This is a genomic window from Massilia sp. UMI-21 (genome assembly GCA_015277795.1).
Taxonomy (GTDB): Bacteria; Pseudomonadota; Gammaproteobacteria; order Burkholderiales; family Burkholderiaceae_D; genus Telluria.
Genome location: CP063848.1, coordinates 2,625,934 through 2,652,027, shown reverse-complemented (window position 1 = coordinate 2,652,027; position 26,094 = coordinate 2,625,934). Strand labels below are relative to the sequence as shown.

21 protein-coding genes are annotated in these 26,094 nt (G+C 66.6%); 11 read left to right on the top strand and 10 right to left on the bottom strand.

Features of this window, described 5'->3' with window-relative positions:
• Positions 1–9: 9 nt before the first annotated feature.
• The 5 genes from IM543_11855 to IM543_11835 form a co-directional block, all read right to left on the bottom strand.
• Positions 10–2,811 carry a type VI secretion system tip protein VgrG gene (locus IM543_11855; GenBank protein ID QOY96443.1) on the bottom strand — a complete coding sequence of 934 codons (2,802 nt, stop codon included), beginning with the start codon at positions 2,809–2,811 and terminating at the stop codon, positions 10–12.
• A 237-nt stretch (positions 2,812–3,048) separates the two neighbouring features.
• On the bottom strand, positions 3,049–3,852 hold the full coding sequence (locus tag IM543_11850; GenBank protein ID QOY96442.1) for a TatD family hydrolase: 804 nt from the start codon (positions 3,850–3,852) through the stop codon (positions 3,049–3,051).
• 7 nt (positions 3,853–3,859) lie between these two features.
• On the bottom strand, positions 3,860–4,567 hold the full coding sequence (gene lolD / locus IM543_11845) for a lipoprotein-releasing ABC transporter ATP-binding protein LolD (protein QOY96441.1): 708 nt from the start codon (positions 4,565–4,567) through the stop codon (positions 3,860–3,862).
• A complete protein-coding gene (locus IM543_11840) occupies positions 4,560–5,825 on the bottom strand; it encodes a lipoprotein-releasing ABC transporter permease subunit (GenBank protein ID QOY96440.1) in 1,266 nt (421 codons plus the stop codon). Before IM543_11840 ends, lolD begins: the two co-directional genes overlap by 8 nt.
• Before the next feature lie 88 nt (positions 5,826–5,913).
• Positions 5,914–7,209, bottom strand: coding sequence for a lipoprotein-releasing ABC transporter permease subunit (locus IM543_11835; protein ID QOY96439.1), 1,296 nt, complete (start codon positions 7,207–7,209; stop codon positions 5,914–5,916).
• A gap of 213 nt (positions 7,210–7,422) precedes the next feature.
• Between IM543_11835 and IM543_11830 the strand changes: the two genes are divergently transcribed.
• Together IM543_11830 and recJ are read left to right on the top strand one after the other, a co-directional pair.
• Positions 7,423–8,439 carry a hypothetical protein gene (locus IM543_11830; GenBank protein QOY96438.1) on the top strand — a complete coding sequence of 339 codons (1,017 nt, stop codon included), beginning with the start codon at positions 7,423–7,425 and terminating at the stop codon, positions 8,437–8,439.
• A 74-nt stretch (positions 8,440–8,513) separates the two neighbouring features.
• Complete coding sequence (gene recJ, locus IM543_11825; GenBank protein QOY96647.1) at positions 8,514–10,163, top strand: single-stranded-DNA-specific exonuclease RecJ; 1,650 nt, start codon at positions 8,514–8,516, stop codon at positions 10,161–10,163.
• A gap of 38 nt (positions 10,164–10,201) precedes the next feature.
• On the opposite strand, the gene IM543_11820 is transcribed toward recJ, so the two are convergent.
• Positions 10,202–10,672: a nuclear transport factor 2 family protein gene (locus tag IM543_11820; GenBank protein ID QOY96437.1), complete on the bottom strand. Its 471-nt coding sequence runs from the start codon at positions 10,670–10,672 to the stop codon at positions 10,202–10,204.
• Between the two features lie 130 nt (positions 10,673–10,802).
• Here IM543_11820 and IM543_11815 point away from each other — a divergent pair, with 130 nt between their 5' ends.
• The 4 genes from IM543_11815 to IM543_11800 all read left to right on the top strand — a co-directional run bounded on the left by IM543_11815 (position 10,803) and on the right by IM543_11800 (position 14,820).
• Positions 10,803–11,240, top strand: a complete 438-nt coding sequence (locus IM543_11815) for a DUF2384 domain-containing protein (GenBank protein QOY96436.1) — start codon at positions 10,803–10,805, stop codon at positions 11,238–11,240.
• On the top strand, positions 11,237–11,923 hold the full coding sequence (locus tag IM543_11810) for an RES family NAD+ phosphorylase (GenBank protein ID QOY96646.1): 687 nt from the start codon (positions 11,237–11,239) through the stop codon (positions 11,921–11,923). Before IM543_11815 ends, IM543_11810 begins: the two co-directional genes overlap by 4 nt.
• A gap of 13 nt (positions 11,924–11,936) precedes the next feature.
• Positions 11,937–12,257 carry a DUF2288 domain-containing protein gene (locus IM543_11805; protein ID QOY96435.1) on the top strand — a complete coding sequence of 107 codons (321 nt, stop codon included), beginning with the start codon at positions 11,937–11,939 and terminating at the stop codon, positions 12,255–12,257.
• Between the two features lie 514 nt (positions 12,258–12,771).
• The gene (locus IM543_11800) at positions 12,772–14,820 is read left to right on the top strand and encodes a pyrroloquinoline quinone-dependent dehydrogenase (protein ID QOY96645.1); all 2,049 of its coding nucleotides are present in this window, start codon (positions 12,772–12,774) and stop codon (positions 14,818–14,820) included.
• Between the two features lie 49 nt (positions 14,821–14,869).
• Here IM543_11800 and IM543_11795 read toward each other — a convergent pair whose 3' ends face one another.
• On the bottom strand, positions 14,870–15,259 hold the full coding sequence (locus IM543_11795; protein ID QOY96434.1) for a sel1 repeat family protein: 390 nt from the start codon (positions 15,257–15,259) through the stop codon (positions 14,870–14,872).
• Positions 15,256–17,268, bottom strand: a complete 2,013-nt coding sequence (locus tag IM543_11790) for a bifunctional 2',3'-cyclic-nucleotide 2'-phosphodiesterase/3'-nucleotidase (GenBank protein ID QOY96433.1) — start codon at positions 17,266–17,268, stop codon at positions 15,256–15,258. The genes IM543_11795 and IM543_11790 overlap by 4 nt, the downstream gene beginning before the upstream one ends.
• A gap of 153 nt (positions 17,269–17,421) precedes the next feature.
• On the opposite strand from IM543_11790, the gene prfB reads away from it, so the two are divergent.
• From prfB to lysS, 3 genes are all read left to right on the top strand, one after another.
• Positions 17,422–18,526 (top strand): peptide chain release factor 2 gene (gene prfB / locus IM543_11785; protein QOY96432.1). Its coding sequence is split into 2 segments (ribosomal slippage): positions 17,422–17,502 and positions 17,504–18,526, totalling 1,104 coding nucleotides; the frame shifts between segments, so codons are not numbered across the junction.
• Complete coding sequence (locus IM543_11780) at positions 18,527–19,189, top strand: HAD family phosphatase (protein QOY96431.1); 663 nt, start codon at positions 18,527–18,529, stop codon at positions 19,187–19,189.
• Positions 19,190–19,228: 39 nt separating this feature from the next.
• Positions 19,229–20,764 carry a lysine--tRNA ligase gene (gene lysS / locus IM543_11775; GenBank protein QOY96430.1) on the top strand — a complete coding sequence of 512 codons (1,536 nt, stop codon included), beginning with the start codon at positions 19,229–19,231 and terminating at the stop codon, positions 20,762–20,764.
• 157 nt (positions 20,765–20,921) lie between these two features.
• Here the strand turns inward: lysS and IM543_11770 are convergent, their stop codons facing one another.
• Complete coding sequence (locus tag IM543_11770; protein QOY96429.1) at positions 20,922–22,292, bottom strand: LOG family protein; 1,371 nt, start codon at positions 22,290–22,292, stop codon at positions 20,922–20,924.
• Between the two features lie 253 nt (positions 22,293–22,545).
• Here IM543_11770 and IM543_11765 point away from each other — a divergent pair, with 253 nt between their 5' ends.
• A complete protein-coding gene (locus tag IM543_11765; protein QOY96428.1) occupies positions 22,546–24,045 on the top strand; it encodes an MFS transporter in 1,500 nt (499 codons plus the stop codon).
• A 76-nt stretch (positions 24,046–24,121) separates the two neighbouring features.
• Here IM543_11765 and IM543_11760 read toward each other — a convergent pair whose 3' ends face one another.
• Positions 24,122–25,021 (bottom strand): LysR family transcriptional regulator, encoded by a 900-nt coding sequence (locus tag IM543_11760; protein ID QOY96427.1) that lies wholly within the window; start codon positions 25,019–25,021, stop codon positions 24,122–24,124.
• 105 nt (positions 25,022–25,126) lie between these two features.
• Between IM543_11760 and IM543_11755 the strand changes: the two genes are divergently transcribed.
• On the top strand, positions 25,127–26,059 hold the full coding sequence (locus tag IM543_11755) for an NAD-dependent epimerase/dehydratase family protein (protein ID QOY96426.1): 933 nt from the start codon (positions 25,127–25,129) through the stop codon (positions 26,057–26,059).
• Positions 26,060–26,094: the final 35 nt, after the last annotated feature.

Sequence of the window (26,094 nt, the reverse complement as noted above, 5' to 3'; positions counted from 1 at the left end):
CCCGACAGCTTAGTTAGACGATGGAAGAAGCTCGAATCGCACCGGGCCCAGCGTATCGCTCAGCACGAGCGCAGTACGGCCGTGTTCGTCGCTGACGCCCTCGACCGTCCTCCCATCGCTGAGGTGGGCAATATAATTCTGGAATGGAATTGGTTCCCGCGTTTGGAGATGGCGCAGGACAAGTCTTTCCGTTGTCTTCAGGGAGCTCCTGGCAAAGTCCGGCGCGCTCGGGTCGCCGCTGCCAGGTCCGCCGCGGGTGAGGCTGCTGGCCTTGATGACGTGGGCACCGGCGCTTTGCTGCGTGATCGTGTCATGCGCCCAGTCTGTCTTCGCGCCCTGCGAGATGATCCGGACCGTGGGCGCCTCGATGTGGATCGCTTCCGCCGAGATCAGGCTGATCTTGCCCGAGGACTTGATCTCGACGGCGCCCTGGTGGGCCTCGAGCAGGATATTGCCTTTCCCGGCCACGAGCTTGATGCCCAGGGCCTGGGCGAAGGCGCTGATGCCGCGCGCGGCGCGCAGGAAGATGTTGCGGCCCGCCGAGGTACGCGCGTCGCCCCCGCTGACCACGTCGACCTGGCTTTCGGAACCGAGCGCCACATTGTCCCCGCTGGCCAGCACGATGCCGGCCGGGGCGGTCACGGCCACCATCGGGTCGCCGCCCTTCTCGCCCGGGGCCACGTTGCTGCCCCCATCCCAGCGCCGCAGCTTGTCCGACAGGTCGGCCAGGCGTTTGCCGCTCGGTTCGTCCTCGGTATGCTGTTCCGCCAGCCTGGCGATTTCGTCCGCGATGCTCTGCATCAGTTCGGCCAAGCCGACCAGGCCGGCGCGCGCCAGATGGTTTCCCTGCGCCGCCGGCGCGGCTTCGGCGCTCAGGAGCACGCCTTCCTTGCCGCGGATCGCCACGCTGTGGTCGCTGCGCAGCTCGGCCCCCTCCCCGCGCGGCGCGGCCGTGCCATTCGCCTTGGGTTGCGTCAGCCAGCCCAGGTTGAGCTGTGCGGCGCCGTGGTCGCTCGCCAGCTGGGCGCTGATCTCGCCGCGGGTGTCGTCGAAGCACAGCTGGTTGCCGCGCGCGCCGCCGATCTCGCGGGTGCGGGTGCCGGACAGGTAACGATTGCCCGGCAGGGCGCCGGCGCTGCTCAGGGCGGGCGGCTCTCCGCGCTGGTTGAACACCTGCGCCAGGACCACCGGGCGGTCGGGGTCGCCGCCGAGAAAGGCCACCAGGACTTCGCTGCCGACGCGCGGCAGCGAGAGCGTGCCGCACTGCTGGTTGGCGCCGGGACCGGCCCCGGCCCAGTTGGAAGCCACCCGCACCCAGGCCGAATCGGCCGGGGTGTCCGAGGCTCCGGCGCCGTGCGCATGTTTGTGGTCGGCCGGCCGCATGCCCGGAAAGCGGATCTTCACCCGGCCCAGCGCGTCGCAATGCACCTCTTCGCCCGGCGGGCCGGTGACGATCGCGCTTTGCAGCTGCGGATGCGGCAGGTCGCTGCGCGGATCGAATGCCGGCACCAGCGGGATGCCGCGCCGTACCGCATCGAAGCGCATCTTGACGCGCACGCCGTCGCCGCCCACCGGGTGCGCGTTCGGCGCCAGCAGCGCGTCCTGCGGAAGGTAAGGTCCCATGAGGCGGCGCACCCGCGCCGACAGGTCGGCCGGCAGGTTGTTTTCCGCTTCCAGCCAGACGGCGGTGACGACGAAATCGCGCTCGGCTTCCGGGTGGCTGTCGATTTCGGGATGGCCTTCGAGGGTGAAGTATTCGCCGGCGCACAGGTCGCGCACGCTGCCTTCGCCGTGGAAGCACTTGGTGTCGAATTCGTGCCGGTTCATGCGCACCTGGCCGAGCCGCCAGTGATCTTCGACATCGTTGCCGGCGTGCGGCATCTCGACCAGGTAGTCGTCCAGCGTGGCGGCCAGCGCGTTGCCGCTGCGGCCCTGGTCGGCCATGCTGCGCGCGGTGGTGCTCATGAACTGGCTGCCCGACGGGTTGCGATAGTCCCAGCTGTGGCGCGTGATGCTGCCCGGCTGCAGGCGGCGCGCCGCGCACCAGGAAACGACCGTGTCGCGCTCTTCGGTGGCGTCATCGCGGTGGTAGCGCACGCATCCTGCGGCACTGCGCGGCAGGCAGGCCGGATCGGAGAACAGCACCAGCGTGTGCACCGGCGTATCGTCCGGCTCCTGTTCGGCGGCCCCGGCGCGGGCGCGGCCCGGCCGGAAATGCCAGGCGATGCCACGCCGCTTGAGCAGGCGGCGCACGAAGGCGGCGTCGGACTCGTTGTATTGCATGGTCTGCTCGCGCGGCGGGTACAGGCGCATGTCGAACAGCGGGTCGAGCTCGTAGTCGAAGGCGCTGGCCATGACGCCGTTGGCGTGGCGCCATTCGTCGAACAGCACCTGGACGATCTCGAGTTCGTTCTGGTAGCGGAACACGCGGCTGTTGACCCGCTTCTCCATCACGGACAGGGCATCGCGCAGCACCACCTGGTAGACCGCCAGGCCGCCGTCGTGGTCGCCGGCGCGCGCTTCGGCGACGATGCCGCAGATGCTGCGCAGCTGGCCACGATCGGTCACCAGCTGGAGTTCGGCCGGGAGGGCGATGAGTTCCTTGAGCGGGAGGCGCGGGGTATCGGCGACGCAGGTGACCAGGTATTCGAAACCGCCACAGACCGATTCGTGCCCCTGCACCCGCTGCGGCAGCAGCAGTTCGTCGGCCAGGTGGTCGGCATGGCCCAGGCGCAGCCGGATCGGCCGGTGGGCGGTCGTCAGCGATTTCTCGTGCCGCAGCATCTGCAGGAATTCGCTCGCGCTATCCATTCACTCTCCGTGGTATCGATGCTGCGATCGCAGCGAAGAATGCATATTGGCAGAAGGGTTTGCGCGCGGCATTGCGGCCCGTCACGGGGTCCCTGTTGAACTTCGCGCTACCGCCACGGTCACGAGCAGGCACCCCGGCCGCCGCGCCCGGGGCTTAGCAAGCAAACAAGCCAGGAAACCACCAAGCCGAGCGCTTTAGTGGCAATCCACTAACTGGCGGACTAGTTCGCTTACCGGCTAAGCCAGCGCATGGCCCGCCAGGCGCGGAATCGCCGCCAGCGTATTCCGGTGCACGGCCGCCCTCACCTCGTCCACGCCGATTCCGCGCAGTTCGGCCAGGGCGGCGCCGATTGCCGGCAGCTGCTCGGGCGTATTGCGCCCCGGGTGGATCCACGCGGGTGCGATGTCGGGCGAATCGGTCTCCAGCACGATGGCGTCCAGCGGCAGCCCGGTGGCCAGGCGCCGGATCTGCAGTGCCCGGGTGAAGGTCATGGCGCCGCCAAAACCCAGGTGGAAACCCAGGTCGATGAAGTTCTGCGCCTGCTGGAAGCTGCCGTTGAAGGCGTGTGCGATGCCGGCCGGTGGACGAATCTGGCGCAGGTGTTTCAGCACCTGGTCCTGCGAGCGGCGCACGTGCAGCATCACGGGCAGCCCGAAGTCGCGGGCGATGCGCAGCTGGGCGCGCAGGAAGCGTTCCTGCTTCTCGCGCATCGCCGGCTCGCACAGCATGGGAATGAAGAAATCGAGGCCGATCTCGCCGACCCCGACGAAGTTCGGGTCGCCCAGCGCCGCCTCCACCGCGGCGCGCAGTACTTCCAGGTCTTCGTCGCGCGCCTGCGGCACGCAGATCGGGTGGATGCCGAGCGCATACACCACGTTCGGCGCCTGCGCCGCCAGCTCGGCCACGGCCCCGAAATTGCCGCGTTCGACCGCCATCGCCACGATCTGCGACACGCCTGCCCGGCCGGCCTGCGCGGCGACCGTCAGCGACTGGCTCCCGAACTCATGGGCGTCGAGGTGGCAATGGGTATCGATCCACATACCGGGACTAGGCCTGCACCGCCTGCAAGCCGTGCTCGGTGAGGCGGAACACGCGGTCGCAGCGGCGCGCCAGTTCCATGTCGTGGGTGACGATGACGAACGCCGTGCCGAGGGTGCGCGACAGTTCCAGCATCAGGTCGAAGATCGACTGCGCGGTGCTGTGGTCGAGGTTCCCGGTCGGTTCGTCGGCCAGCACGCAGGCCGGTTCGGTGACCAGGGCACGCGCCAGCGCCACCCGCTGGCGTTCGCCGCCGGACAGTTCACCGGGACGGTGCACCACGCGCTTGCCCAGGCCGACGCGGCCCAGGATCGCCTCGGCCTTCTTCAATGCCGAATCGCGCGCCTCGCGCCGGATCATCAGCGGCATCAGGACATTGTCGAGCGCCGAGAATTCGGGCAGCAGGTGGTGGAACTGGTAGACGAAGCCGAGCGACGAGTTGCGCAGTTCGCCGCGCCGGGTTTCGGACAGGGTGGCGAAATCCTCGCCCAGCAGGGTCACGGCGCCGGTCGAGGGCGTATCCAGCCCGCCCAGCAGGTGCAGCAGCGTCGACTTGCCCGAGCCCGATGCGCCGACGATCGCCACCCGCTCGCCTCGGTAGATGGCGAAGTCGACGCCGTCCAGGACCTGGACGCTGTAGTCGCCCTGCTTGAAGGTCTTGCCCAGGCCGCGGCAGGACAGCACCGGCGCGCCGGACGTGTTGAGTGGTTTATTCATAACGCAGCGCCTCCGCAGGTTTTACGCGCGACGCCGCCCAGCTCGGGTACAGGGTCGCAGCAAACGCCAGCAGCACGGACACGCCGCCGATCTTGAAAACGTCCGGCCAGCGCAGGTCGGACGGCACCGCGCTGATCAGGTAGATATCTTTCGACAAGAACTGCACTCCCAGCAAATGTTCGATAAAGGGGACGATGACGTCGATGTTCAGCGCCACCAGCACGCCGCCGCCGACGCCCAGGATGGTGCCGAGGATGCCGACCAGGGCGCCCTGCACCATGAAGATCTTTTGAATCGAGCGCGGCGAGGCGCCCAGGGTGCGCAGGATCGCGATGTCGGCCTGCTTGTCGGTCACCGTCATCACCAGCGTGGACACCAGGTTGAAGGCGGCCACCGCGATGATCAGGGTGAGGATGATGAACATCATCTTCTTCTCGGTCTGTACGGCGGCGAACCAGTTGGCGTTGAGCTTGGACCAGTCGCGCATCTCCAGGTCGCCCGACATCGACTGCTTGAGTTCCGCGGCCACGCCGGGGGCCTGGTGCATGTCGGCGATGCGCAGGCGCAAGCCCATCGGCGCGCTCAGGCGCTCCATGCGCTCGGCATCTTCCACGTGGATGAAGGACAAGGCCGCGTCGAAGTCCATGTGGCCGGCCTCGAAGATGCCGGTCACCGTGAAGCTGCGGCTGCGCGGCAGCAGGCCGGCCGGGGTGATCTGCCCTTTCGCCAGCAGCATGGTGACCTTGTCGCCGATGCCCACGTTCAGCGCGCGCGCCAGCGCATGGCCCAGCACGATGTTGAAGGAGCCCGGCTTGAGCGAGTCCAGGCTGCCCTGGTGGATCTGCCTGGCGATGTCGGACACCTTCGGCTCCTCGGACGGCAGGATGCCGCGAATGACCGAAGGGCGCATCACGCCCTGGCCCTCGAGCAGGCCCTGGGTCTCGACGAAGGGCGCGACGCCGCGCACCGCCGGGTTGGCCAAGGCCTGCCGGCCGGCCGCGCGCCAGTCGGGCATGCTGCCGCTCTCGTCGAATACCTCGATGTGGGCCAGCACCGACAGCATGCGGTCGGTGACTTCCTTCTGGAAGCCGTTCATCACCGACAGGACGATGATCAGGGCGGCCACGCCGAGCGCGATGCCGGACACCGAGATCAGCGAGATGAAGGAAATGAAGCTGTTGCGGCCGCTGCGCTTGCCGGCGCGCGTATAGCGCAGGCCGACCAGCCATTCGTACGGCAAATTCCGGGTAAGTCTCATGCGCGTTGTCGTTGTTGCACGAGGCCGCAGTGTGCCATACCAGGCGCATCCGCGGCGACGAAGTTGGAAATGGGTTGGTCCATACGCCTCATTCGTACCTGAGCGCCTCGGCCGGCTTCACGCGCGCGGCCGACCAGCTCGGGTACAGGGTCGCCAGGAAGGCCAGCAGAACGGCCACGCCGCCGATCCAGCCGACGTCGCCCCAGCGCAGTTGCGACGGGATCTCGCTGATCAGGTACACCTCCTGCGACAGGAACTGTACCTGGAAGCTGCGCTCGATGAAGGGCACGATGACATCGATGTTGAGCGCCACCGCCACCCCCAGGCCCACGCCCAGCACGGCGCCGAGCACGCCGACCAGCGTGCCCTGCACCATGAAGATGGTCATGACCGAACGCGGCGAGGCGCCCAGGGTGCGCAGGATGGCGATGTCCGACTGCTTGTCGCGCACCGTCATGACCAGGGTCGACACCAGGTTGAAGGCCGCCACCGCCACGATCATGGTCAGGATGATGAACATCATGCGCTTCTGCGATTCCACGGCCGCGAACCAGATCGCGTTGACCTTCGACCAGTCGCGGACGTAGAGCTCGCCCGACATGCTGCGCTGCAGCTCGGCGGCTACCTGCGGGGCCCGTTGCATGTCGGCCAGGCGCAGCCGGATGCCGGCGGGCGCACCGACGCCGGCCAGCTGCTCGGCGTCCTGGATGTTGGCAAAGGCCAGGGTCGAGTCGAATTCGAAGTGCCCGGCCTCGAAGATGCCGGCCACGGTCAGTGGGCGGGTACGCGGCAGGGCGCCGCTGCCGCCGGACGCCATCTGCCCCGGCGCCTGTCCCTGCGGCGGAATCGAGGCCATCAGCAGCGTCACGCGGTCGCCCACCCCCACGTCGAGCGACTTGGCCAGCGCGCGCCCGATCACCACTTTGTAGGAGCCGGGCTGCAGGGCGTCGAAACGTCCTTCGCGCATCTGTTCGGCCACGCTCGATACCTTGACCTCCTGGGCCGGATCGATGCCGCGCAACAGCACCGGCTTCATGACGCCGTCGCTCAGCAGCATGGCCTGGGTCTCGGCGAAGGGTGCGGCGGCGCGCACTTCGGGGTTGCGCAAGGCTTCCTGGGCGGCATTGCGCCAGCCGGGCATCTCGCCGCGCACGTCGAACACCTCGACATGGGCCAGCACCGACAGCATGCGCGCGGTCACCTCTTTCTGGAACCCGTTCATCACCGACAGCACCACGATCAGGGCCGCGACGCCGAGCGCGATGCCCGCCACCGAGGCCATCGAGATGAAGGAGATGAAGCTGTTGCGCCCGCTGCGCTTGCCGGCGCGGGTGTAGCGCAGTCCGACCTGCCATTCGTAGGGCAGCTTGTGGGTGATGCTCATGAAATCAGTAAATGTGCATTATTGGTTTGCCAACTCGACAGTTTGCCAGACATCGGACTTTTATGGCGCAAAAGAAAGCAAGCCGCGCGCGGCGATGCTCGGGCACGGGGTCGGGCAAGGGGTCGGGCACGCTTGGGGCAAACACCGGGCGAACACCGGGCGAACCGGGTGCACGACCGTTCGCTCACTCCGGATTTGCCCTAGAATAGCGGTATGTCGCACATTACGCTTGTCCTGCCCCACCTGCTGCCGCTCCCCGAATTCGCGCCCGACCTGGTCCGCGCCCTGCAGGCTCCGGGGCTGGCCTCCCTGACCACCCGTACCAGTGCGCACGCGCGCAGCGCGGCGGTCGATACCAGCCACGCCCTGCCGCACGAGCAATGGCTGGTGCGCAGCCTCGGGCTGGCGCCGGATGGGCGGCCGGCCTTCGCGGCGGCCGCCATGCGCGGCTTCGGGCTCGATCCGGCCGACGGCACCTGGTTCATCGTCAACCCGGCCCACATCCAGATCGCGCGCAGCCATTCGATGATGGCCGACCTGCGCCATCTGGGCTTGCGCGCCGATGAAGGGCGCGCCCTGTACGAGGCCGCGCGCCCGCTGTGCGAGGAAGTCGGCCACCCGCTGCTGTATGGCGACGCCCAGACCTGGTTCCTGCGCGCCGACGACTGGACCGGCATCGAACCGGCCACCCCGGACGCCGTGGCCGGCATGGACCTGAGCGACTTCGTCCCGCGCGGCAAGCAGGCCTTGCCCTTGCGGCGGCTGCAGAACGAGGTGCAGATGCTGTGGCACAGCCACCCGGTGAATGCCGCGCGCGAAGAACACCGCCTGCCGGCCGTGAACACGTTCTGGCTGTGGGGCGCCGCCGGCGCTGCGCCGCGCGCCGCCGCGGCGCTGACCGGCATCGGGGTGCCGGGCTGGGTGCGCGGCCTGTCCAGCCGCACGCTCGATTCGCTCGAAGGTATCGACGCCGTGCTCGCGCAGGATGGCATCGTCATGGTCGGCAGCCTGGCCGAAGCGGCGATCGCCGCCGACTGGGGCACCTGGGTGCAGGGGGTCCAGCAACTGGAACACCAGCTGTTCGCGCCGCTGCACGCGGCGCTGGTGCAGGGACGCATCAAGGAGCTCAAGCTGGTGCTGAGCAGCCGCGAGGCCCTTGCCGAATTCACCACGACCGCCATGGCGCAGCGCAAGTTCTGGCGCCGGCCGACACTCGAACGACTTACCTGAATACGACCTTGAGCACCACCAATCACACCAAGACGCGCATCACCACCCGCCCCTGCCCCTGGCGCACCTCCGAGATGCTGCGACAGGGCGGCGTGCATCCGGTGCTGGCGCGCATCTACGCGGCGCGCGGCCTACTCGACGTGCGCGAGCTCTCGAGCGAGCTGGCGGCCCTGGTGCCGCCCAGCGGCCTGAAACACATCGACAGCGCCGCCGTATTCCTGGCCGACGCCATCGCGGCCGGCAAGCGCATGACCATCGTCGCCGACTACGACTGCGACGGCGCCACCGCCTGCGCGGTCGCGCTGCGCGGCCTGCGCATGATGGGGGCCGGCGTCGACTACATCGTGCCGAACCGCTTCGAATATGGCTATGGCCTCACGCCCGAGATCGTCGAACTGACCGCGCGGGAAAAATCGCCCGACATCATCATCACGGTCGACAACGGCATCGCCAGCATCGACGGCGTGCTGGAAGCCAACCGGCGCGGCATCGACGTGGTGGTCACCGACCACCACTTGCCGGGCGACGCGCTGCCGCCGGCGCGCGTGATCGTCAACCCGAACCAGCCCGAGTGCGGCTTCCCGAGCAAGCACCTGGCCGGCGTCGGCGTGGTGTTCTACGTGCTGCTGGCGCTGCGCGCCGAGCTGCGCCGGCGCGGCGTGTTCGACGCCCAGACCCAGCCCAAGCTCGACAGCCTGCTCGACCTGGTGGCGCTGGGCACGGTGGCCGACGTGGTGCGCCTGGATGCCAATAACCGGATCCTGGTCGCCCAGGGCATCAAGCGCATGCGCGCGGGCCGCATGCATGCCGGCGTGGCCGCCCTGTTCCGGGTGGCCGGCCGCGAGGCGCGCTCGGCTTCTCCGTTCGACCTCGGCTTCGCGCTGGGTCCGCGCCTGAACGCCGCCGGGCGCCTGGAAGACATGTCGCTCGGCATCGAATGCCTGGTGACCGACGACGTCGGCCGCGCCTGGGCGATCGCCCAGCAGCTCAACGAGATCAACCTCAAGCGGCGCGAGATCGAGGCCGAGATGCAGGACACCGCCCTGCTTCACCTGGACAGCTTCGAGCCCTCGGACGCAAGCACCATCAGCGTGTTCGACGCGGGCTGGCACCAGGGCGTGATCGGCATCGTCGCCTCGCGCCTGAAAGAAAAGTTCTACCGCCCGACGATCACTTTCGCGCCGGGCAGCGAAGGCTGGATCAAGGGCTCGGGCCGCTCGATCCCGGGCTTTCACCTGCGCGACGCGCTCGACCTGGTGTCCAAGCGCGTGCCGGGCCTGATCGACAAGTTCGGCGGCCACGCCATGGCGGCCGGCCTGAGCATCCGCGCCGAGCACTTCGACAGTTTCCAGCAGGCCTTCGAGGCGGTCGGCCAGGCCTGGCTGACCGAAGCGCAACTGGAGCGCATCATCGAGACCGACGGCCCGCTCGAGGACGAGTACTACTCGACCCAGTTCATCGAGCAGATGGACGGCCAGGTCTGGGGCCAGGGTTTCGCGCCGCCGGTGTTCTGCGACGAGTTCCGCGTGGTGAGCCAGCGCATTTTGAAGGAGCGCCACCTCAAGCTGTTATTGGAAAAGAACGGGCGCCGCTATGATGCGATCTGGTTCGGGCACACCGATAGCCTGCCGGAGCGGGCGCGCGTGGCCTTCCGGCTCGACGCCAACGAGTACAACGGCGTGACCAAGGTGCAGTTACTCGTCGAGCACGCAGAACCAGTCTAGGGTGGGCGGGTGGTGCCGAGCGATGCTCGGAACTGTCTCTACTTTTTCGGCTGTGGCGGCACGAAATCCGAGCCGCGGTCGAACACCACTTCCCACTGCCCCGGCGCCTTCAGGCGCCAGATCGAATTGAAGCGGCCGATGCGCTGGCCGGCTGCGTTGTAGACCGGCCCGCCGCTATAGGCCAGCGTGCCCGACTCCACCACTTCCACCTGTTCCGGCTCCCACGAGAACGGCGCCTGCGGCTTGTCGTAGAACTGGCGCCAGCCCCTGGCGATGGCCTGCTTGCCGCGCAGCGGGCCGTCGACCCCGAAGAAGATCGCCTCGTCCGCGATGAAGCGCGTGAAACCCTCGAAGTCGCGCGCCTTCATGGTGGCGGCGAAGGCGCGCTCGGATGCCATCACCTGCTGCTTCAACTCGCTGTTGGAATCGCGGGCAAGCGTCCCCGAACCGGCTGCCGTGGCGGCCAGCATCAGGCATGCGGAAATGAGAGAAAGCGAACGCAGACGCATCGTGAAAGCTCCCTGGGTGTTTTCTGTATGGCAAGACTGCGAATTCTGTCACGGGTCCACACCGCTGACAACCGGTCCTTGCAATCAATCCGAAATCGGAGTATAACGACTCCAGTTACGGAGATTCGCCATGAGCCTCGCCTACGCCTACCCAAAGAGCCGATTCGAACCGGCAGTACTGGTCGACCTGAATTCCCGGGCCGAGCGCGAGCGCCTGTCGCGCTCGGCCCTGCTCGGTTTTTTCAAGCTGGCAGCGAGCTGGGGCGTACGCGACGACGATGCGCGCGAACTGCTCGGCGGCCTGTCCTCATCCACCTGGTACGACTGGAAGAAGCATCCCGACCGGGTGCTGGAGGTCGACCGCATCACGCGCGTGTCCTACCTGCTCGGCATCTACAAGGCCCTGCACATCCTGTACGGCGACAAGCTCGCCGACCAATGGGTGCATCTTCCCAACACCAATCCGGTCTTCGCCGGCCGCACGCCGCTGGCCTATATGCTGGCCGGCGGCCTGATCGCCATGCAGACGGTACGCAAGCTCCTGGATGCGCGCCGCGGAGGTCTCTGACCTTGCCCCTGCACACCATCACCCTGTTGCGCCAGTACGATACCTGCCGCCTGATTCCCTCCCGCTTCGCCGACGTCGAGGATTCCGTGCTCGCCCCGCTGGCCGAGAACAATGAGGTCTTGCGCGACCTGTTCGACCTCGACAACGCGACCAACGAGCGCCTGCGCGGCGAATCCGGCATGCTGCCGGGCATCGGCATGGACGAACTGGTGTTCGGCGTACCCAACTTCCGCATCATCAATGCGGCCTACACCTATGCGCGCCCGGAAGGCAGCCGCTTCAACGACGGCGAACGCGGCGCCTGGTACTGCGCCTTCGCGGCCGAGACCGCGCTCAGCGAGGTCATCTTCCACAAGACCGTCGAATATGCCGAGATCCAGCGTTTCGACGACAGCGTGAGCTACCAGATGCTGCTGGCCGATTTCAGCGCCGGCTTTCACGACCTGCGCGGCCACGATGCCTACCAGTCCTGCCTCGATCCGGACAGCTACATCGCCTCGCAGGCCTTGGCGGCCGAGCTGCTGGAGCAGGGCTCGATGGGCGTCATCTACCCGAGCGTGCGCGATCCGAACGGCACCTGCCTGGCCTGCTTCCGTCCGGCACTGGTGGGCAATGTGCGCAAGGCCCAGACCTATCGGTTAACATGGGCGGGCTCGCCGCAACCGGCGGTCGAGATCCTCTAGATTTGTATAGCGTATGAAAACCAATCCCGAAAAAGACACCGAACTGCACGACAAGATCAACCGCGAAACCGGCCGCATCCAATGGAGCGAGCTGGCCCGCCATTTCGCCAGCGGTTCGGTGATCTACGTGAGCGAGGAACTCGACCTGATCGACGTCGCCCTGCGCGTCGCGCACGACGACAAGGAGCGCATCGCGCAGTGGATGGCGGCGGGCAGCGTCGCCAAGGTCAGCGACGTGCAGGCGGCAAGCTGGCTGGCAAGCGACGCGACCCTGTGGGCGTCGGTGGTGAGCCCCTTCGTGCTGGTGCAGCCGGAGAAGAAGCAGCTGCACTGAGCCCTGGCCCGGGCTAATCGGGCGCCCCGCTTCAAGAACCGGTCCTATAATTTCCCCGGGTTGAATTCTCAAGGGAGACTTGCTTCCCGCCTAGACGACCGGCACCGATTCCCGCAGCGCTATCGGAGGCGCCGCCCGTCTGGCGACCAGCGCTGGATTCGACTCACGGCGCCCGCAGCTGCCAGGCTGCTGATCACGAAGCGCGTCGATCGTTGAGGAGCTTACCTGCATGGCACGAGGATTCCATGGTGTGGCACGGCTGGCGCTGACGTGCGCGGCGCTGACCGGATTCGGTGTGGCGCTGTTCAATTATTTCACGCCGATGACCGGCGTCACCGGAACGATTGGCGCCCTGGTGGTCGTTGTGTCGACCCTGTTGCTGGCCTTGCTCGGCTTCGTCCTGATGCGCAGGCCTACCGGCAGCCCGCGGCCCGTGCTCATCCTCGCCCTGTTGATCGCGCTCGGCACGCTCGCGGCAGCCTGGCTGCTGCATGAATTCTGGTTGCTTGCCGCCATGGCGGTCGCCCTGCTGGCGCTGGCGGTCGATCTGGCGAGTGGCTCAGGCAGGCATCCGGTCAAGACCGTCGCCTCGCTGTTGCTCGTGCCGACCCTGTGCCTCGGCCTCTCCCTCGCCGCCATCGGCCGCCTGCCCGCTGCGACGGCGCAGGAGGACGTGGCCCGCGATCATGCTCACGACTCGCCGCGGCAACAGGCATTGGCACCGGCCAAGCCGGTCTGGAACAGCTTCCACGGCCAATCGGGCGCGCAGAAATACTCACCGCTGTCGCAGATCGACAGCGCGAACGTCGGCCGGCTGGCGCTGGCCTGGCAGTACCGTACCGGGGATGTCTCCGACGGCAGCGGTGACAAGCCGCCGACCGTCTGGTCGGCCACGCCTGTCTACGCCAACGAGACCCTGTACATCGGCACGCCCTTCTACCGGATCATCGCCCTCGATCCGGCGACCGGCAAGGAGCGTTGGCGCTTCGACACCCACTCGACCCTGAAGGCGCTCACGCAGCCCGCGCTGAAGACCCGCGGCGTCGCCTACTGGGAAGCCCGGCATCCGGTCGCAGGCCAGGCCTGCCAGAAGACCGTCTATGTCGGCTCGATGGATGCGAGGCTGTTTGCCGTCGATGCCGACACCGGAAAGCCCTGCCCCGACTTTGCCGACCACGGCGTGCTCAACGTCAACAAATGGAACGGCATCCATGATGCCTGGCCGCTGTCGGTGCTCCAGCCGCCCACCGTGGCGGGCGACCACCTGATCATCGGCTGGGCCGGCAAGGACTGGGCGCTGGCCGAGGCGCCGCCGGGCAGGGTCTTCTCGGTCAATGCGCGCACCGGCAAACTGGAGTGGGTGCTGAACCTCCTGCCCGACGATATCGTCAAGCACAGCGGCACTGCCAACGTCTGGACCGCGATGTCGGTCGACGAGCAGCTTGGGCTGGTCTACCTGCCGGTGTCGTCGCCGTCGCCCAACTACTGGGGTGGCAATCGCGCCGGACCCGCCCCGCTGGCGACCTCCACCACCGCTGTCGACATCGACACCGGCAAGGTGGTGTGGTCGCGCCAATGGGTACACCACGACCTGTGGGACTACGACATCAATTCGGCGCCGACGCTGATGGACATCACGGTCGACGGCAAGACCATCCCGGCCCTGATGCAGGCCACCAAGATGGGCTACCTGTTCGTCGTCGACCGCAAGACCGGCCAGGATGTCTGGCCGATCGAGGAGCGCCCGGTCCCAAGGGGCAAGGTGCCAGGCGAGGTGTACGCCGGCACCCAGCCAGTCCCTACCCGACCCGCGCCGCTGCTGGACCAGTCCCACAAGCCGAAGGTCTGGTGGCTTGCCGACATGGTCGGCTTCGGCCAGTGTTCGCGCCTGTTCGACGCGATGCGATACGACGGCATGTACACGCCGCCGACCGTCGGGGATGGGGGCACGCTGGGCTACCCGTTCAGCGCCGGCGCCGTTCAGTGGGGCGGCGTCGCTTTCGATCCGCGCAGCCAGACCGCGATCGTCAACACCTCGCATCTCGTGCAGCAACTCAAGCTGCTGCCGCGCGACACCTACGAGAACGTGGCCAAGGGCTCCGGCGCCGAGCAGGGCTACTATCCGCAGAAGGGTGCACCGTTCGGCGTCATGCTGAAAAACGCGGTCAACTGGCTCGGCATGCCATGCTGGGAACCACCCTACGGCGAACTTGTGTCGATCGACATGAAGACCGGCTCGATCAACTGGCGCCATCCCGTCGGCGCGTCCCAGCAGTACGGCTTCTACATGCCGGAGAGCTGGGGCTCGCCGACCATCGGCGGCCCGGCCGTCACCGCGGGTGGCCTGATCTTCATCGGTGCCTCGATGGATGCGAAGGTGCGGGCCTATTCGCTGGCGACGGGCAAGGAGTTGTGGTCCGACCTGGTCGCGGCGCCAGTGGTAGCGAATCCGGCGGTGTACGAACACAAGGGCCGTCAGTACGTCGCCTTCGTGGCCGGCGGCAATCCGATCATCAAGGACCAGGTGGGCGACCAGCTGGCGGTGTATGCACTGCCGGATTGAGCGCCAGCTCGCCGCACCACGCTGTTGCGCTCTTGCGCAATCGCTAGCGCTAGCGCATGCCCTGACCCCGGTGCGTCAACGCGTGCGCCGCCCTGCGAAAGTACTGCGCGGCCTGCGCCGGATCCTGCTCCATCATGCCCAGCTGCTGCCAGGCCTCCGGGTAATCCATCTGCGCCGCCTGCTCCAGCCAGCGGCGCGCGGCCGCCTCGTCCTTCGGCACGCCCTCGCCCTCCAGCAGCATGCTCGCCAGCAGGAACATCGCCTCCGGCGTCCCGCGCGCGGCGGCCACGCCCAGCCAGTGCGCGGCGAGCGGGGCGTCGCCGTTGGCCCGGTAGCTCTGGGCGCGGCGCAGGGCCACATCGCCCTCGTCGCCGTGCTGGGCCAGCGCCGGCTGGACCATCATGAGCGCGGCCAGCGCCGCCGCAAGCAGGCGCTTCATTGCGACAGGTCGATCGCGTACAGGGCCATGCCCTTGCCGCGTCCGTCGTCCGGCGCGAGCTGGCGCACATTGTGCAGCCCGGCCTCGTGCGCCAGGTCGATCATGCCGGGCGCCGACGAGAACACCACTGGACCGGCGGTCTTGACGGGCGCGAAGCGCCAGCTGCGCGCCGAGGCGTTGGCGGCGCGGGTCAGGCGCCTGGCGTCGCGAATGTAGCCGATCATCACCTCGCGGTTGTTGTCCGGCGAAGCGATCACGGTCTTGCTGCCGTCCAGGCCCGGGAAGTGGCCGCCGCCGCTGGCGCGGTAGTTGTTGGTCGCGACCAGGAATTCCTGCGCAGGCAGAACCGGCTGGCCGCGCCAGCTCAGCTTGCTGACGCGTTCGCCCGGCGCACGGGTGAGGTCGATCTGGTACGACACCTCGGGCGAGGTCACGGTGTCGAAGTTGTAGCTGGCCACCGCCAGGTTGACCAGCTGCTGCGGCTCGGTCTTGGCCGGGTCGATGGTGTTGAAGCGCTGCGCCGCCTTCTCCAGCCAGGCCTTCAGTTCGGCGCCGTTCACCTTCACCGCGTACAGCGCGTTCGGGTACAGGTACAGGTCGGCGGCATTGTTCAGCGCCAGGTCGCCCGCCTTCACGTCGGTATAGTCGGCCGGGCCGGCGATGCCGCTCTTGAACGGCGCCGTCACCGACAGCACCGGCAAGTCCTTGTACTGCGGCAGGTTGGCGGCCACGAAACGGCGCACGTACGCGGTCTGGGCCTGGTTGACCAGCTGCAGGGCCGAGATGTCGCCGACGTCGGCGAAATAGCTCGACATGCGGAACTCGGTCGCGCCGACCGGCGTCTTCACATAGCGGATGGTCGCTTCATGTTCTTCCTTCACCAGCGCCATCACGCCCGGGTCGGCGTCGACATACGACTTGGCGCCAGTCTGGGCGGCGCGCGCCTCGACCCGGGTCTTGTCCTGTTCCACGGTCCAGCGCTTGCCGTCGTGCTTCAGGTGCAGCTGGACGACGCCCAGGTGCTTGCCCCACAGGTTGGCCATCACCGTGGGCACTCCGTGCACCAGGCCCCTGGCCTTGTCGACACCCGGCAGATTGAACTGGGGCGCGCTGCTGTCCGCACTCGGGAACAACTGGTGCGCGTGGCCCAGCAGCATGGCGTCGATGCCGGCCACCTTGGCCAGGTGCCAGTTGGCGTTTTCCATCGCCGGCGAGTACGGCGCGCCATCGAGGCCGCCATGCGAGATCGCGATCACCAGGTCGGCGCCCTTGCGCTTCATCTCCGGCACGTACTTTTGCGCGGCCTCCACCACGCCGGTGGTGAACACGCGCCCTTCCAGCCAGCGCTTGTCCCATTCCATGATGGTCGGCGGCGTGAAGCCGATGATCCCGACCCGCACGGTCGCCTTCACCGCCTTGCCGGTGGCGTCGCGCGCCTCGACCTGCTTGTCGATGATGGCGTAGGGGCTGAACAGCGGTTGCTTCGTTCTGGCGCTGTAGACGTTGGCCAGCACCATCGGGAAGGCCGGGCCGGCGCAGCGCTTCGGCTGCTCGGTGCCGGCGCCGCGGAAGCGGCTGCCGGTGACCTGGCCGAGGTAGTCCAGGCCGTAGTTGAATTCGTGGTTGCCGATCCCGGCGCCGTCGTAGCGCAGCCGGTTCATGATCTTGTAGATGCCGAGCGTCTGCCCGCAGTCCACGCGCCTGACCTGGGCCTGGTAGTCGGCCAGCGCCGTGCCCTGGATGGTGTCGCCATTGTCGAGCAGGAGCGTGTTCGGGAATTCCTGGCGCGCCTGCCGAATGAGCGTGGCGGTGCGGTCCAGGCCGTGCGAGGGTTCGGGCGCCAGCTTGTAGTAGTCGTAGCCGACCAGGTTCGAATGCAGGTCGGTCGTCTCCAGCACGGCCAGCAGGGCGGTGGTGCCGGCGGCAGGCGGCTTGGCCGCGAAGGACGGCGCGGTGAACAGCGCCGGGGCGAGCGCGATGCAAATTTGGTAACGCAAGTGGATGGCCATGGGCGAGGAAGGGAACGGAACCGGGGGATGATATGCCAGCCCGGGGCGCCGGAGCAAGAACTGGACGCTGAAGGCGCGGCCCGGACGCCGGCACGCGCCGGCCTGGGGTATAATCGAAGGTTCGATTCAACCTATCAAGAGACTGCCCAGACCATGGAAGCTGAACGCATCAACGCCATCTCCGCCCTGCTGAACGACCTGACCAGCCGTGAAGCCGAACTTCGGAGGTATCTTTGACTTCGATCGCAAGTCGGAGAAACTAGAACAGGTCAACCAGGAACTCGAAGACCCCGCCGTCTGGAACGACCAGAAGCGGGCGCAGGACCTCGGCAAGGAAAAGAAGGCGCTGGAAGCGGTCGTGCTGACGCTCGAGAAAGCGAAGTCCGACCTGCTTGATTCCACCGACCTGTTCGAGATGGCCAAGGAAGAAGGCGACCACGGCACCCTGGAGTCGATCGGCAGCGACGCCGAAGCGATCCAGAAGACCATCGAGGCGATGGAATTCCGCCGGATGTTCAGCAACCCGATGGACCACGCCAACTGCTTCATCGACATCCAGGCCGGCGCCGGCGGCACCGAAGCCCAGGACTGGGCCTCGATGCTGCTGCGCCAGTACCTGCGCTATTGCGAACGCAAGGGCTTCAAGGCCGAGATCCTGGAACAGTCCGAGGGCGAGGTCGCGGGCATCAAGACCGCCACCATCAAGGTCGACGGCGAATACGCCTATGGCCACCTGCGCACCGAGACCGGCGTGCACCGCCTGGTGCGCAAGTCGCCGTTCGACTCGGCCAACGGGCGCCATACCTCGTTCACCTCGCTGTTCGTGTACCCGGAAGTGGACGATTCGATCGAGATCGAGATCAACCCGGCCGACGTGCGCATCGATACCTACCGCGCATCCGGCGCCGGCGGCCAGCACATCAACAAGACCGACTCCGCGGTGCGCCTGACGCACGGCCCGTCGGGCATCGTGGTGCAGTGCCAGAACGACCGCTCGCAGCATCGCAACAAGGCCGAGGCATGGGACATGCTGCGCGCCAAGCTGTACGAGCTCGAGCTGCGCAACCGCATGAGCGAGCAGCAGAAGCTCGAAGACTCCAAGACCGACGTCGGCTGGGGCCACCAGATCCGCTCGTACGTGCTGGACCAGTCGCGCATCAAGGACCTGCGTACCGGCTTCGAGACCGGCAACACCAAGAACGTGCTGGACGGCGACCTGGACGACTTCATCTCGGCTTCGCTGAAGCAGGGCGTATAAATGACGCGTGCCCAACAGGCCTTCGTGTTCGACATGGACGGCACCATCGTCGACAACATGGCCTTCCACACGGATTCGTGGATCACCTTCTTCGCGCGCCGCGGCCAGTCACTCGACCCGGACGAATTCTTCCGGGCCACGGCCGGCCGCCAGGGTGGCGAGATCATGCGCGCCTACCTGGGCGAGGGGCTCGGCGATGAGGAAGTCGCCCAGCTCAACCACGAGAAGGAATCGGTCTACCGCGAGCTGTACGGGCCGCACCGCAAGCCGGTCGACGGCTTCGAGGAACTGCTCGCACAGGCCAAGGCGCACGGCGTGAAGCTGGCGGTCGGCACCGCGGCGCCGCCGGCCAACGTCGCGTTCACCCTCGACGGCCTGGATTTGCGCCGCCATTTCGATGCGATCGTCGGCGCCGGCGATGTCGCGCGCGGCAAGCCGCACCCGGACGTGTTCCTGAAGGCGGCGCAGCTGTGTGGCGCGGCGCCTGCCGACTGCATCGTGTTCGAGGACGCGCCGTTGGGCGTGGAAGCGGCGCGCCGCGCCGGCATGCGCTGCATCGTCCTGACCACCACCCTGCCCGCTGCCGCGTTTGCCGAATTCGACAACGTCATCGCCATCGTGCGCGACTTCTCGGAACTCAAGGCCGAACTGCTGTTCGCCTGAGCTCATCAAAACAAGCCAACAAGAACTGCCTATCCAATCATGACTACGGAAAATCAAGACCAGTCGCCCGTCGCGGCGCATGACGAAAACAAGATCATGGCCGAGCGCCGCGCCAAGCTGGCCGCGCTGCGCCAGCAGGGCAACCCCTTCCCGAACGACTTCGTCCCGCAGCACAAGGCGGCCGACCTGGTCGAGACCTACGGCGGCAAGAGCCGCGAGGAGCTGGAAGCCGAACCGGTGAACGTGGTGCTGGCCGGGCGCATGATGCTGCGCCGCGAAGCCGGCAAGAAGGCCGCCTTTGCCACCCTGCAGGACAGCTCGGGCCCGGCGGCGTCGGGCCGCATCCAGATCTACGTCACGCTCGACAATGCCGGCCTGGAAGCGATGGAAGCCCTGCACCACTACGACCTGGGCGACATCCTGGGCGTCGAAGGCGTTCTTTTCAAGACCAAGACCGATGAATTGACGGTCAAGGTCAGCAAGCTGCGCCTGATCGCGAAATCGCTGCGCCCGCTGCCGGACAAGTTCCACGGCCTGGCCGACCAGGAGACCAAGTACCGCCAGCGCTACGTCGACCTGATCATGAACGAAGAGACGCGCCGCACCTTCAAGGCGCGTACCGCCGCGATGTCCTCGATGCGCCGCTTCATGGAAGAACACGGCTTCATGGAAGTCGAGACCCCGATGCTGCACCCGATCCCGGGCGGCGCCGCGGCCAAGCCCTTCGTTACCCACCACAACGCGCTGGACATGGAAATGTACCTGCGCATCGCGCCCGAGCTGTACCTGAAGCGCCTGGTGGTGGGCGGCTTCGACCGCGTGTTCGAGATCAACCGCAACTTCCGCAACGAAGGCGTGTCGGTCCGTCACAACCCGGAATTCACGATGATGGAATTCTACGCGGCCTACACCGACTACAAGTGGATCATGGACTTCACCGAGGGGGTGATCCGCCAGGCCGCGGTCGACGCCCACGGCAGCGCCGTGTTGAGCTATGGCGGCCGCGAGCTGGACCTGTCCAAGCCCTTCCAGCGCCTGACCATCGTCGAAGCGATCGACAAGTACGCGCCGGGCTACACGCCCGAGCAGCTGAACTCGATGGACTTCCTGAAGCAGGAACTCCTGAAGTTCGGCGTCAAGCCTTTTGCCACCTCCGGCCTGGGCGCGCTGCAACTGGCCCTGTTCGAAGAGACCGCCGAAGCGCTGCTGTGGGAGCCGACCTTCATCATCGACTACCCGGTGGAAGTCTCGCCGCTGGCCCGCGCCTCGGACGCGCGCGAAGGCATCACCGAGCGCTTCGAACTGTTCATGGTCGGCCGCGAGATCGCCAACGGCTTCTCGGAGCTGAACGATCCGGAAGACCAGGCTGCGCGCTTCCTGTCGCAGGTGGCCGCCAAGGACGCGGGTGACGACGAGGCGATGTTCTACGACGCCGACTACATCCGCGCGCTGGAATACGGCATGCCACCGGCCGGCGGCTGCGGCATCGGCATCGACCGCCTGATGATGCTGATCACCGATTCGCCCAACATCCGCGACGTGCTGCTGTTCCCGCACCTGCGCAAGGAAGACTGAGCGTTGACATGCTCGAGAAAAAAGCGGCCTCGGCCGCTTTTTTTGTAGGGTGGTCGGCTTCGCCGACCGCGCGTTCAACGCATGTTCGAATAAACGCGCTGTCACATCGCACGCAAGATCTGGACGCGCGGACGGCAGAGCCGTCCACCCTACGGATTCATTGAACGATGGTGTAGCAAGGCGTATAGGCCTTGCCCGGCAACTTCATGCGGCTATGCTCCACGAACGAGGCCAGCAGCGCATCCATCGGCTCCATGATCGCGCTCTCGCCCTGGATCTCGTACTTGCCGTATTGCTCGATCGCGCGGATCCCCTCTTCCTTCACGTTGCCGGCCACGATGCCCGAGAAGGCCCGGCGCAGGTGCGCCGCCAGCATGTGCGATTCCTGGCCGCGGTGCAGTTTCAGGTTGCGCATGTTCTCGTGGGTCGGACGGAAGGGCTTCTGGAATTCCGGGTCGATCTTGAGGCGCCAGTTGAAGTAGTAGGCGTCGCTGTGCGCCTTGCGGAATTCGCGCACTTCCTTGATGCCCGCATACATTTCCTTGGCCACCGCTTCCGGATCGTCGATGATGATCTTGTAGCGCTTCTGGGCTTGCGCTCCCAGGGTCAGGCCGATGAACTGGTCGATCTGCTCGAAATAGGCGCGCGCCGTGGCCGGGCCGGTGAAGATCAGCGGGAACGGCACTTCGGCGTTCTCGGGATGCAGCAGGATACCCAGGATGTACAGGATTTCCTCGGCGGTGCCGGCGCCGCCCGGGAACACGATGATGCCGTGGCCGGTGCGCACGAAGGCTTCCAGGCGCTTCTCGATGTCCGGCATGATCACCAGGTCGCTGACGATCGGGTTGGGCGACTCGGCCGCGATGATGCCCGGCTCCGAAATGCCGAGATAGCGCCCGCCGGCGATGCGCTGCTTGGAATGGCCGATCGCGGCGCCCTTCATCGGGCCCTTCATCGCGCCCGGTCCGCAGCCGGTGCAGATGTCCAGCTCGCGCAGGCCGAGCGCGTAGCCGACTTCCTTGGTGTAGGTGTACTCGACCCGGTTGATCGAGTGCCCGCCCCAGCACACGACCAGGTTCGGATTGCGCTGCGCCTGCAGCACGTTGGCGTTGCGCAGGATATGGAACACCGCGTCGGTTATGCCTTCCGGGCGGTTCAAATCGAATTTGGGGTTGTCGGTGACTTCGAAATGCACGTAGACGATATCGCGCAGCACCGAGAACAGGTGCTCGTGGATACCGCGGATCATCTTGCCGTCGACGAAGGCAATCGCGGGGGCGCTGCGGATGTCGAGCTTGATGCCACGCTCGCGCTGCAGGATGCTGATCTCGAAATCGCGGTAGCGTTCCAGCAGTTCCTTGCCGTCGTCGATCGAGCTGCCGGTATTGAGCACGGCCAGCGCGCATTTACGGAATATGTCGTACAGGCCGCTCTTGCTGGTGTCGAGCAGCTTGGCGACTTCGGCTTTCGACAGGACTTCGAGGCGGCCTTCCGGAGAAATAAGGACATCGACAACTTCATGGGTCATGGTTTTGTTTTCCCTTTCAATCGGTAATACGTATTGGCCTGTTTGCCAATATACGCCAAAGTGCAACATTTTGCGCCCCGATTCGGGCATGCCACGCGCTGCCGCGCCGCTCGCGCCAACGTCAATACCACAAGCCGAAAAAGTTCGCTTGCGATGAGCGATTTACACTAAAATGCGTGCCTAATGGAATTTCCGGCATACAGATATTCCAATAAAAACCATCGATTCAAACACTATCTTCGGGAGGAACCGCATGAGCGGTGCAGCTACTTCAGCCAAGGGAGACGTTCCGGAATTCAGGCAGATCATGGGCCATCCAGCACCGCTGTGGATGCTCTTCATGACCGAATTCTGGGAGCGCTTCGCTTTCTACGGCATTCGTTGGGCCCTGGTGCTCTACATCGTCGCCCAGTTCTACGGCGGTGACGCGGTCGGCCAGGCGGACGCCAACCTGACCTACGGTTCCTACCTCGCACTGGTGTATGCCGGCGCAGTCTTCGGGGGCTACATCGCCGACCGCGTGATCGGCTACCAGCGCTCGATCCTGGTCGGCGCCGTCTTCATGGCGGCAGGCCTGTTCATGATCACGCTGCCCAACCAGGACATCTTCAAGCTCGGACTGGCGACCATCATCGTCGGCAACGGCATGTTCAAGCCGAACATCTCGGCCATGGTCGGCCAGCTGTATTCGCTGCACGACACGCGCCGCGATTCGGGCTTCACCATCTTCTACATGGGCATCAATGCCGGCGCATTCTTCGCGCCGATCGTGACCGGCGAACTGGCGCAGTGGCTCAGCGATGGCACCGTGCCCGCCTACAAGGCGGTGTTCTTCGCATCCGGCCTCGGCATGCTGTTCGCCCTGGTGTGGTTCTACATCGGCCGCAAGCAGCTCAAAGGCATCGGCGCGCCGGTCGGCGAGCTGGCCAGTCCGAAGCGCCTGATCGGCGTGGTGATCGGCTCGCTGCTGGTGATCCCCGGCGTCTACCTGCTGCTGCAGGCCGGCGCCGGCAGCCTGCAGGCGGTGCTGAGCGTCCTGTTCGTCGTCCTGGCCCTGATGCTGATCATCGAAGGCATCCGCGAAGGCAAGGTCGCGCGCGACAAGACCATCGCCATGATGATCATCTTCTTCTTCAACGTCCTGTTCTGGTGCTTCTTCGAACAGGCCGGCAGCTCGTTCACCTTCCTGGCCGACCAGATCGTGAACCGCAACATCCTCGGATGGGAGATGCCGGTCGCGTACTTCCAGTCCGTGAATTCGGTGGCGATCATCGTGTTCGCGCCGATCATCGCCGCGATCTGGGTCACCCTCGGCAAGCGCGACGCCAACCCATCGATCCCGCGCAAGTTCGGCCTCGGCATCATCTTCAACGGCCTGGCCTTCGGCCTGCTGATGTACGCGCTGTCGAACCTGATCGACCCGGTCGGCCAGATTCCGGCCTGGACCCTGCTAGCCGTGTACACCATCCAGTCGATCGGTGAACTGTGCCTGTCGCCGATCGGCCTGTCGATGGTCACCAAGCTGGCCCCGACCCGCCTGGTGGGCCTGGGCATGGGCGGCTGGTTCCTGTCGACCGGTATCGGCAACAACCTGTCCGGCATCTTCGCCTCGCACGTGTCGGGCGAGACCGGCATGTCGGTGACCTCGGCGCTGGACGGCTACACCTTCGGCTTCTGGATCCTGCTGGGCGGCGGCGTGCTGCTGTTCCTGCTGGCCCCGCTCATCCAGAAGCTGATGCACGGCGTGAAGTAAACGTCGAACCCTCAGCCTCGAACGCTTCATGTGCAACGGCGGCCCGCGGGCCGCCGTTTTCATTTGCAGGAACGGCTCAGCGCCGGTCCAGGGTCGACTCCATCTCGGCCATCTCCGCCACCATCCAGTCGCGAAAGCGCCGCACCTTGAGCATGTGCTCCTTGCGCGGGTTGGCCAGGAAGCGATAACCGCTTTCGAAACGCGCGCTGCGGCAGGCGATCTGGCGCAGCGCGCCGGCCTGGATATCCTCGAAGGCGATCCCGTAGGGCACCAGCGCCACGCCATGCCCCGCCACCGCCGCCTGCACCAGCACACCCCAGTGCGTGTACGCGCGCGAGAAGTCGTACTTGCCCTTCAGCGCCCGGTTCACGTTCAGCAACTGCAGCCAGGCTTCCGGCGACTGGACCACCAGCAGGTGATGCTGCGGCAGGTCCGCCAGGCCCAGGGCCTGCTGGTCCGGCGCCAGCAGTTCCGGGCTGTACACCGGCACCAGGCGTTCGCGGAACAGCACCGCCGGATCGCCGTCGGCGACCGGACCGTAGCGGATCGCGACGTCGGTGCTGTCGGCCTGCAGGTCCACCGGCGCGTCGTTGGAGTCGATCCGGATGTCCAGTTCCGGATACAGCTTGGTGAAGCGGTGCATGCGCGGCACCAGCCACTTGATCGCGAACGAGTGCGTGGTCGAGATGCGCAGCACCGCTTCCTCGTCGCCGCGCTGCAGTGCGGCGACCTTGGCCCGCAGCTCGGCCAGCATGCGGCCGGTGGCGACGGCCAGCTCCTGGCCCTTCTCGGTCAGCGAGATATGGCGCGGATGGCGCACGAACAGCGCGAAGCCGACATTCTCCTCGAGCTGCTTCACCTGCAGGCTCACCGCCGCCGGCGTCTTGTGCAGCTCGCGCGCGGCCAGCTTGAAGCTGCCCCAGCGCGCGGCGCACTCGAAGTCGATCAATCCGGACAGGCTGCGCAAGGGTTTCATGCCGCCTCCATGCGTAAGTTTTTCTTATTCAACGTCTGTACTTTTTCTCGGTTGATGGATTTTGCTGCTTTGCAGAAAATATACTCGATCCACTAAGGAAAAGTCATGGCAAAGAATGTGTTGGTGATCGGCGGAACCCGGTATTTCGGCAAACTCCTGGTCCAGCGCCTGCTGCGTGCAGGCCACCGCGTGAGCATTGCCACCCGGGGCTATGCGCCGGATCCTTTCGGCGAACGCTTCGGCGGGCGGTTCTCGCGCATCCGCGTCGACCGCCGCAACGAGCATGCGATGCGCAATGCATTTCGCGGCCAGGCGTTCGACCTCGTGTTCGACCAGATGTGCTATTCGCCGCTGGACGCCGCGATCTCGACCCGCGTCTTCGCCGGCAAGGTGGGGCGCTACGTGATGACCTCGACCATCGACGCCTACCGCCAGGTGGCGGCGCGCGCGCTAGCCTTGCGCGAAAGCGACCTGCCCGTGCAGGCGCAGCGCATCGATACCGCCTACCCCTGGCACGACCCGGCGCGCGCCGTCGAGTGCTACGTGGCGGGCAAGGTCCAGGCCGAGGCCTACCTGGAGCGTGACGGCAGCCTGCCGCTGGCGACCGTGCGCCTGGCCCACGTGCTGGGCGGCCCCGAGGATTTCACCGGGCGCCTGGCGCACTATGTCGACCTGGTGCGCATGCGCGGCACGCTGCGCTATGCGAACGCCGCCGCCCGGGTCTCGTTCATGGAAGCCCAGGAAGCGGCCGACTTCCTGCTGTGGGCCGGCATGCAGGATTTCCGCGGCCCGGTCAATGCGGCATCCGATGGCGCGCTGTCGGCGGTCGACCTGCACGCGCGCGTGGCCGCGGTGCTCGACGAGCCGCCGCGCAGCGCGAAAGTGCCGGCGCAAGCGCCGGGCGTGCTCTCGCCCTTCGACTTCGCCGCGCCCCTGGCGCTCGACACCGCGCGCGCCAAGGCGCTCGGCTACCGCTTCGGCCATACCGACGACTGGCTGGACGACGCGATCCGGCATCACGACCTGGCCTTCGTCTGAACCAGGATGGACAAGAAAATGGCCCGGAATCGCAT

Excerpts from the sequence above, each read along its gene's own strand:
- IM543_11815 (QOY96436.1), top strand. The coding sequence starts at position 10,803 with ATGAGCCTCGCCTACGCCTACCCAAAGAGCCGATTCGAACCGGCAGTA.
- recJ (QOY96647.1), top strand. The coding sequence starts at position 8,514 with ATGCTGCGACAGGGCGGCGTGCATCCGGTGCTGGCGCGCATCTACGCG.
- IM543_11800 (QOY96645.1), top strand. The coding sequence starts at position 12,772 with ATGGCGGTCGCCCTGCTGGCGCTGGCGGTCGATCTGGCGAGTGGCTCA.
- IM543_11840 (QOY96440.1), bottom strand. The coding sequence starts at position 5,825 with ATGAGACTTACCCGGAATTTGCCGTACGAATGGCTGGTCGGCCTGCGC.
- IM543_11765 (QOY96428.1), top strand. The coding sequence starts at position 22,546 with ATGAGCGGTGCAGCTACTTCAGCCAAGGGAGACGTTCCGGAATTCAGG.
- IM543_11830 (QOY96438.1), top strand. The coding sequence starts at position 7,423 with ATGTCGCACATTACGCTTGTCCTGCCCCACCTGCTGCCGCTCCCCGAA.
- lolD (QOY96441.1), bottom strand. The coding sequence starts at position 4,567 with ATGAATAAACCACTCAACACGTCCGGCGCGCCGGTGCTGTCCTGCCGC.
- IM543_11770 (QOY96429.1), bottom strand. The coding sequence starts at position 22,292 with ATGACCCATGAAGTTGTCGATGTCCTTATTTCTCCGGAAGGCCGCCTC.
- IM543_11795 (QOY96434.1), bottom strand. The coding sequence starts at position 15,259 with ATGAAGCGCCTGCTTGCGGCGGCGCTGGCCGCGCTCATGATGGTCCAG.
- IM543_11855 (QOY96443.1), bottom strand. The coding sequence starts at position 2,811 with ATGGATAGCGCGAGCGAATTCCTGCAGATGCTGCGGCACGAGAAATCG.
- IM543_11850 (QOY96442.1), bottom strand. The coding sequence starts at position 3,852 with ATGTGGATCGATACCCATTGCCACCTCGACGCCCATGAGTTCGGGAGC.
- IM543_11820 (QOY96437.1), bottom strand. The coding sequence starts at position 10,672 with ATGCGTCTGCGTTCGCTTTCTCTCATTTCCGCATGCCTGATGCTGGCC.
- IM543_11755 (QOY96426.1), top strand. The coding sequence starts at position 25,127 with ATGGCAAAGAATGTGTTGGTGATCGGCGGAACCCGGTATTTCGGCAAA.
- IM543_11805 (QOY96435.1), top strand. The coding sequence starts at position 11,937 with ATGAAAACCAATCCCGAAAAAGACACCGAACTGCACGACAAGATCAAC.
- lysS (QOY96430.1), top strand. The coding sequence starts at position 19,229 with ATGACTACGGAAAATCAAGACCAGTCGCCCGTCGCGGCGCATGACGAA.
- IM543_11760 (QOY96427.1), bottom strand. The coding sequence starts at position 25,021 with ATGAAACCCTTGCGCAGCCTGTCCGGATTGATCGACTTCGAGTGCGCC.
- IM543_11790 (QOY96433.1), bottom strand. The coding sequence starts at position 17,268 with ATGGCCATCCACTTGCGTTACCAAATTTGCATCGCGCTCGCCCCGGCG.
- IM543_11780 (QOY96431.1), top strand. The coding sequence starts at position 18,527 with ATGACGCGTGCCCAACAGGCCTTCGTGTTCGACATGGACGGCACCATC.
- IM543_11835 (QOY96439.1), bottom strand. The coding sequence starts at position 7,209 with ATGAGCATCACCCACAAGCTGCCCTACGAATGGCAGGTCGGACTGCGC.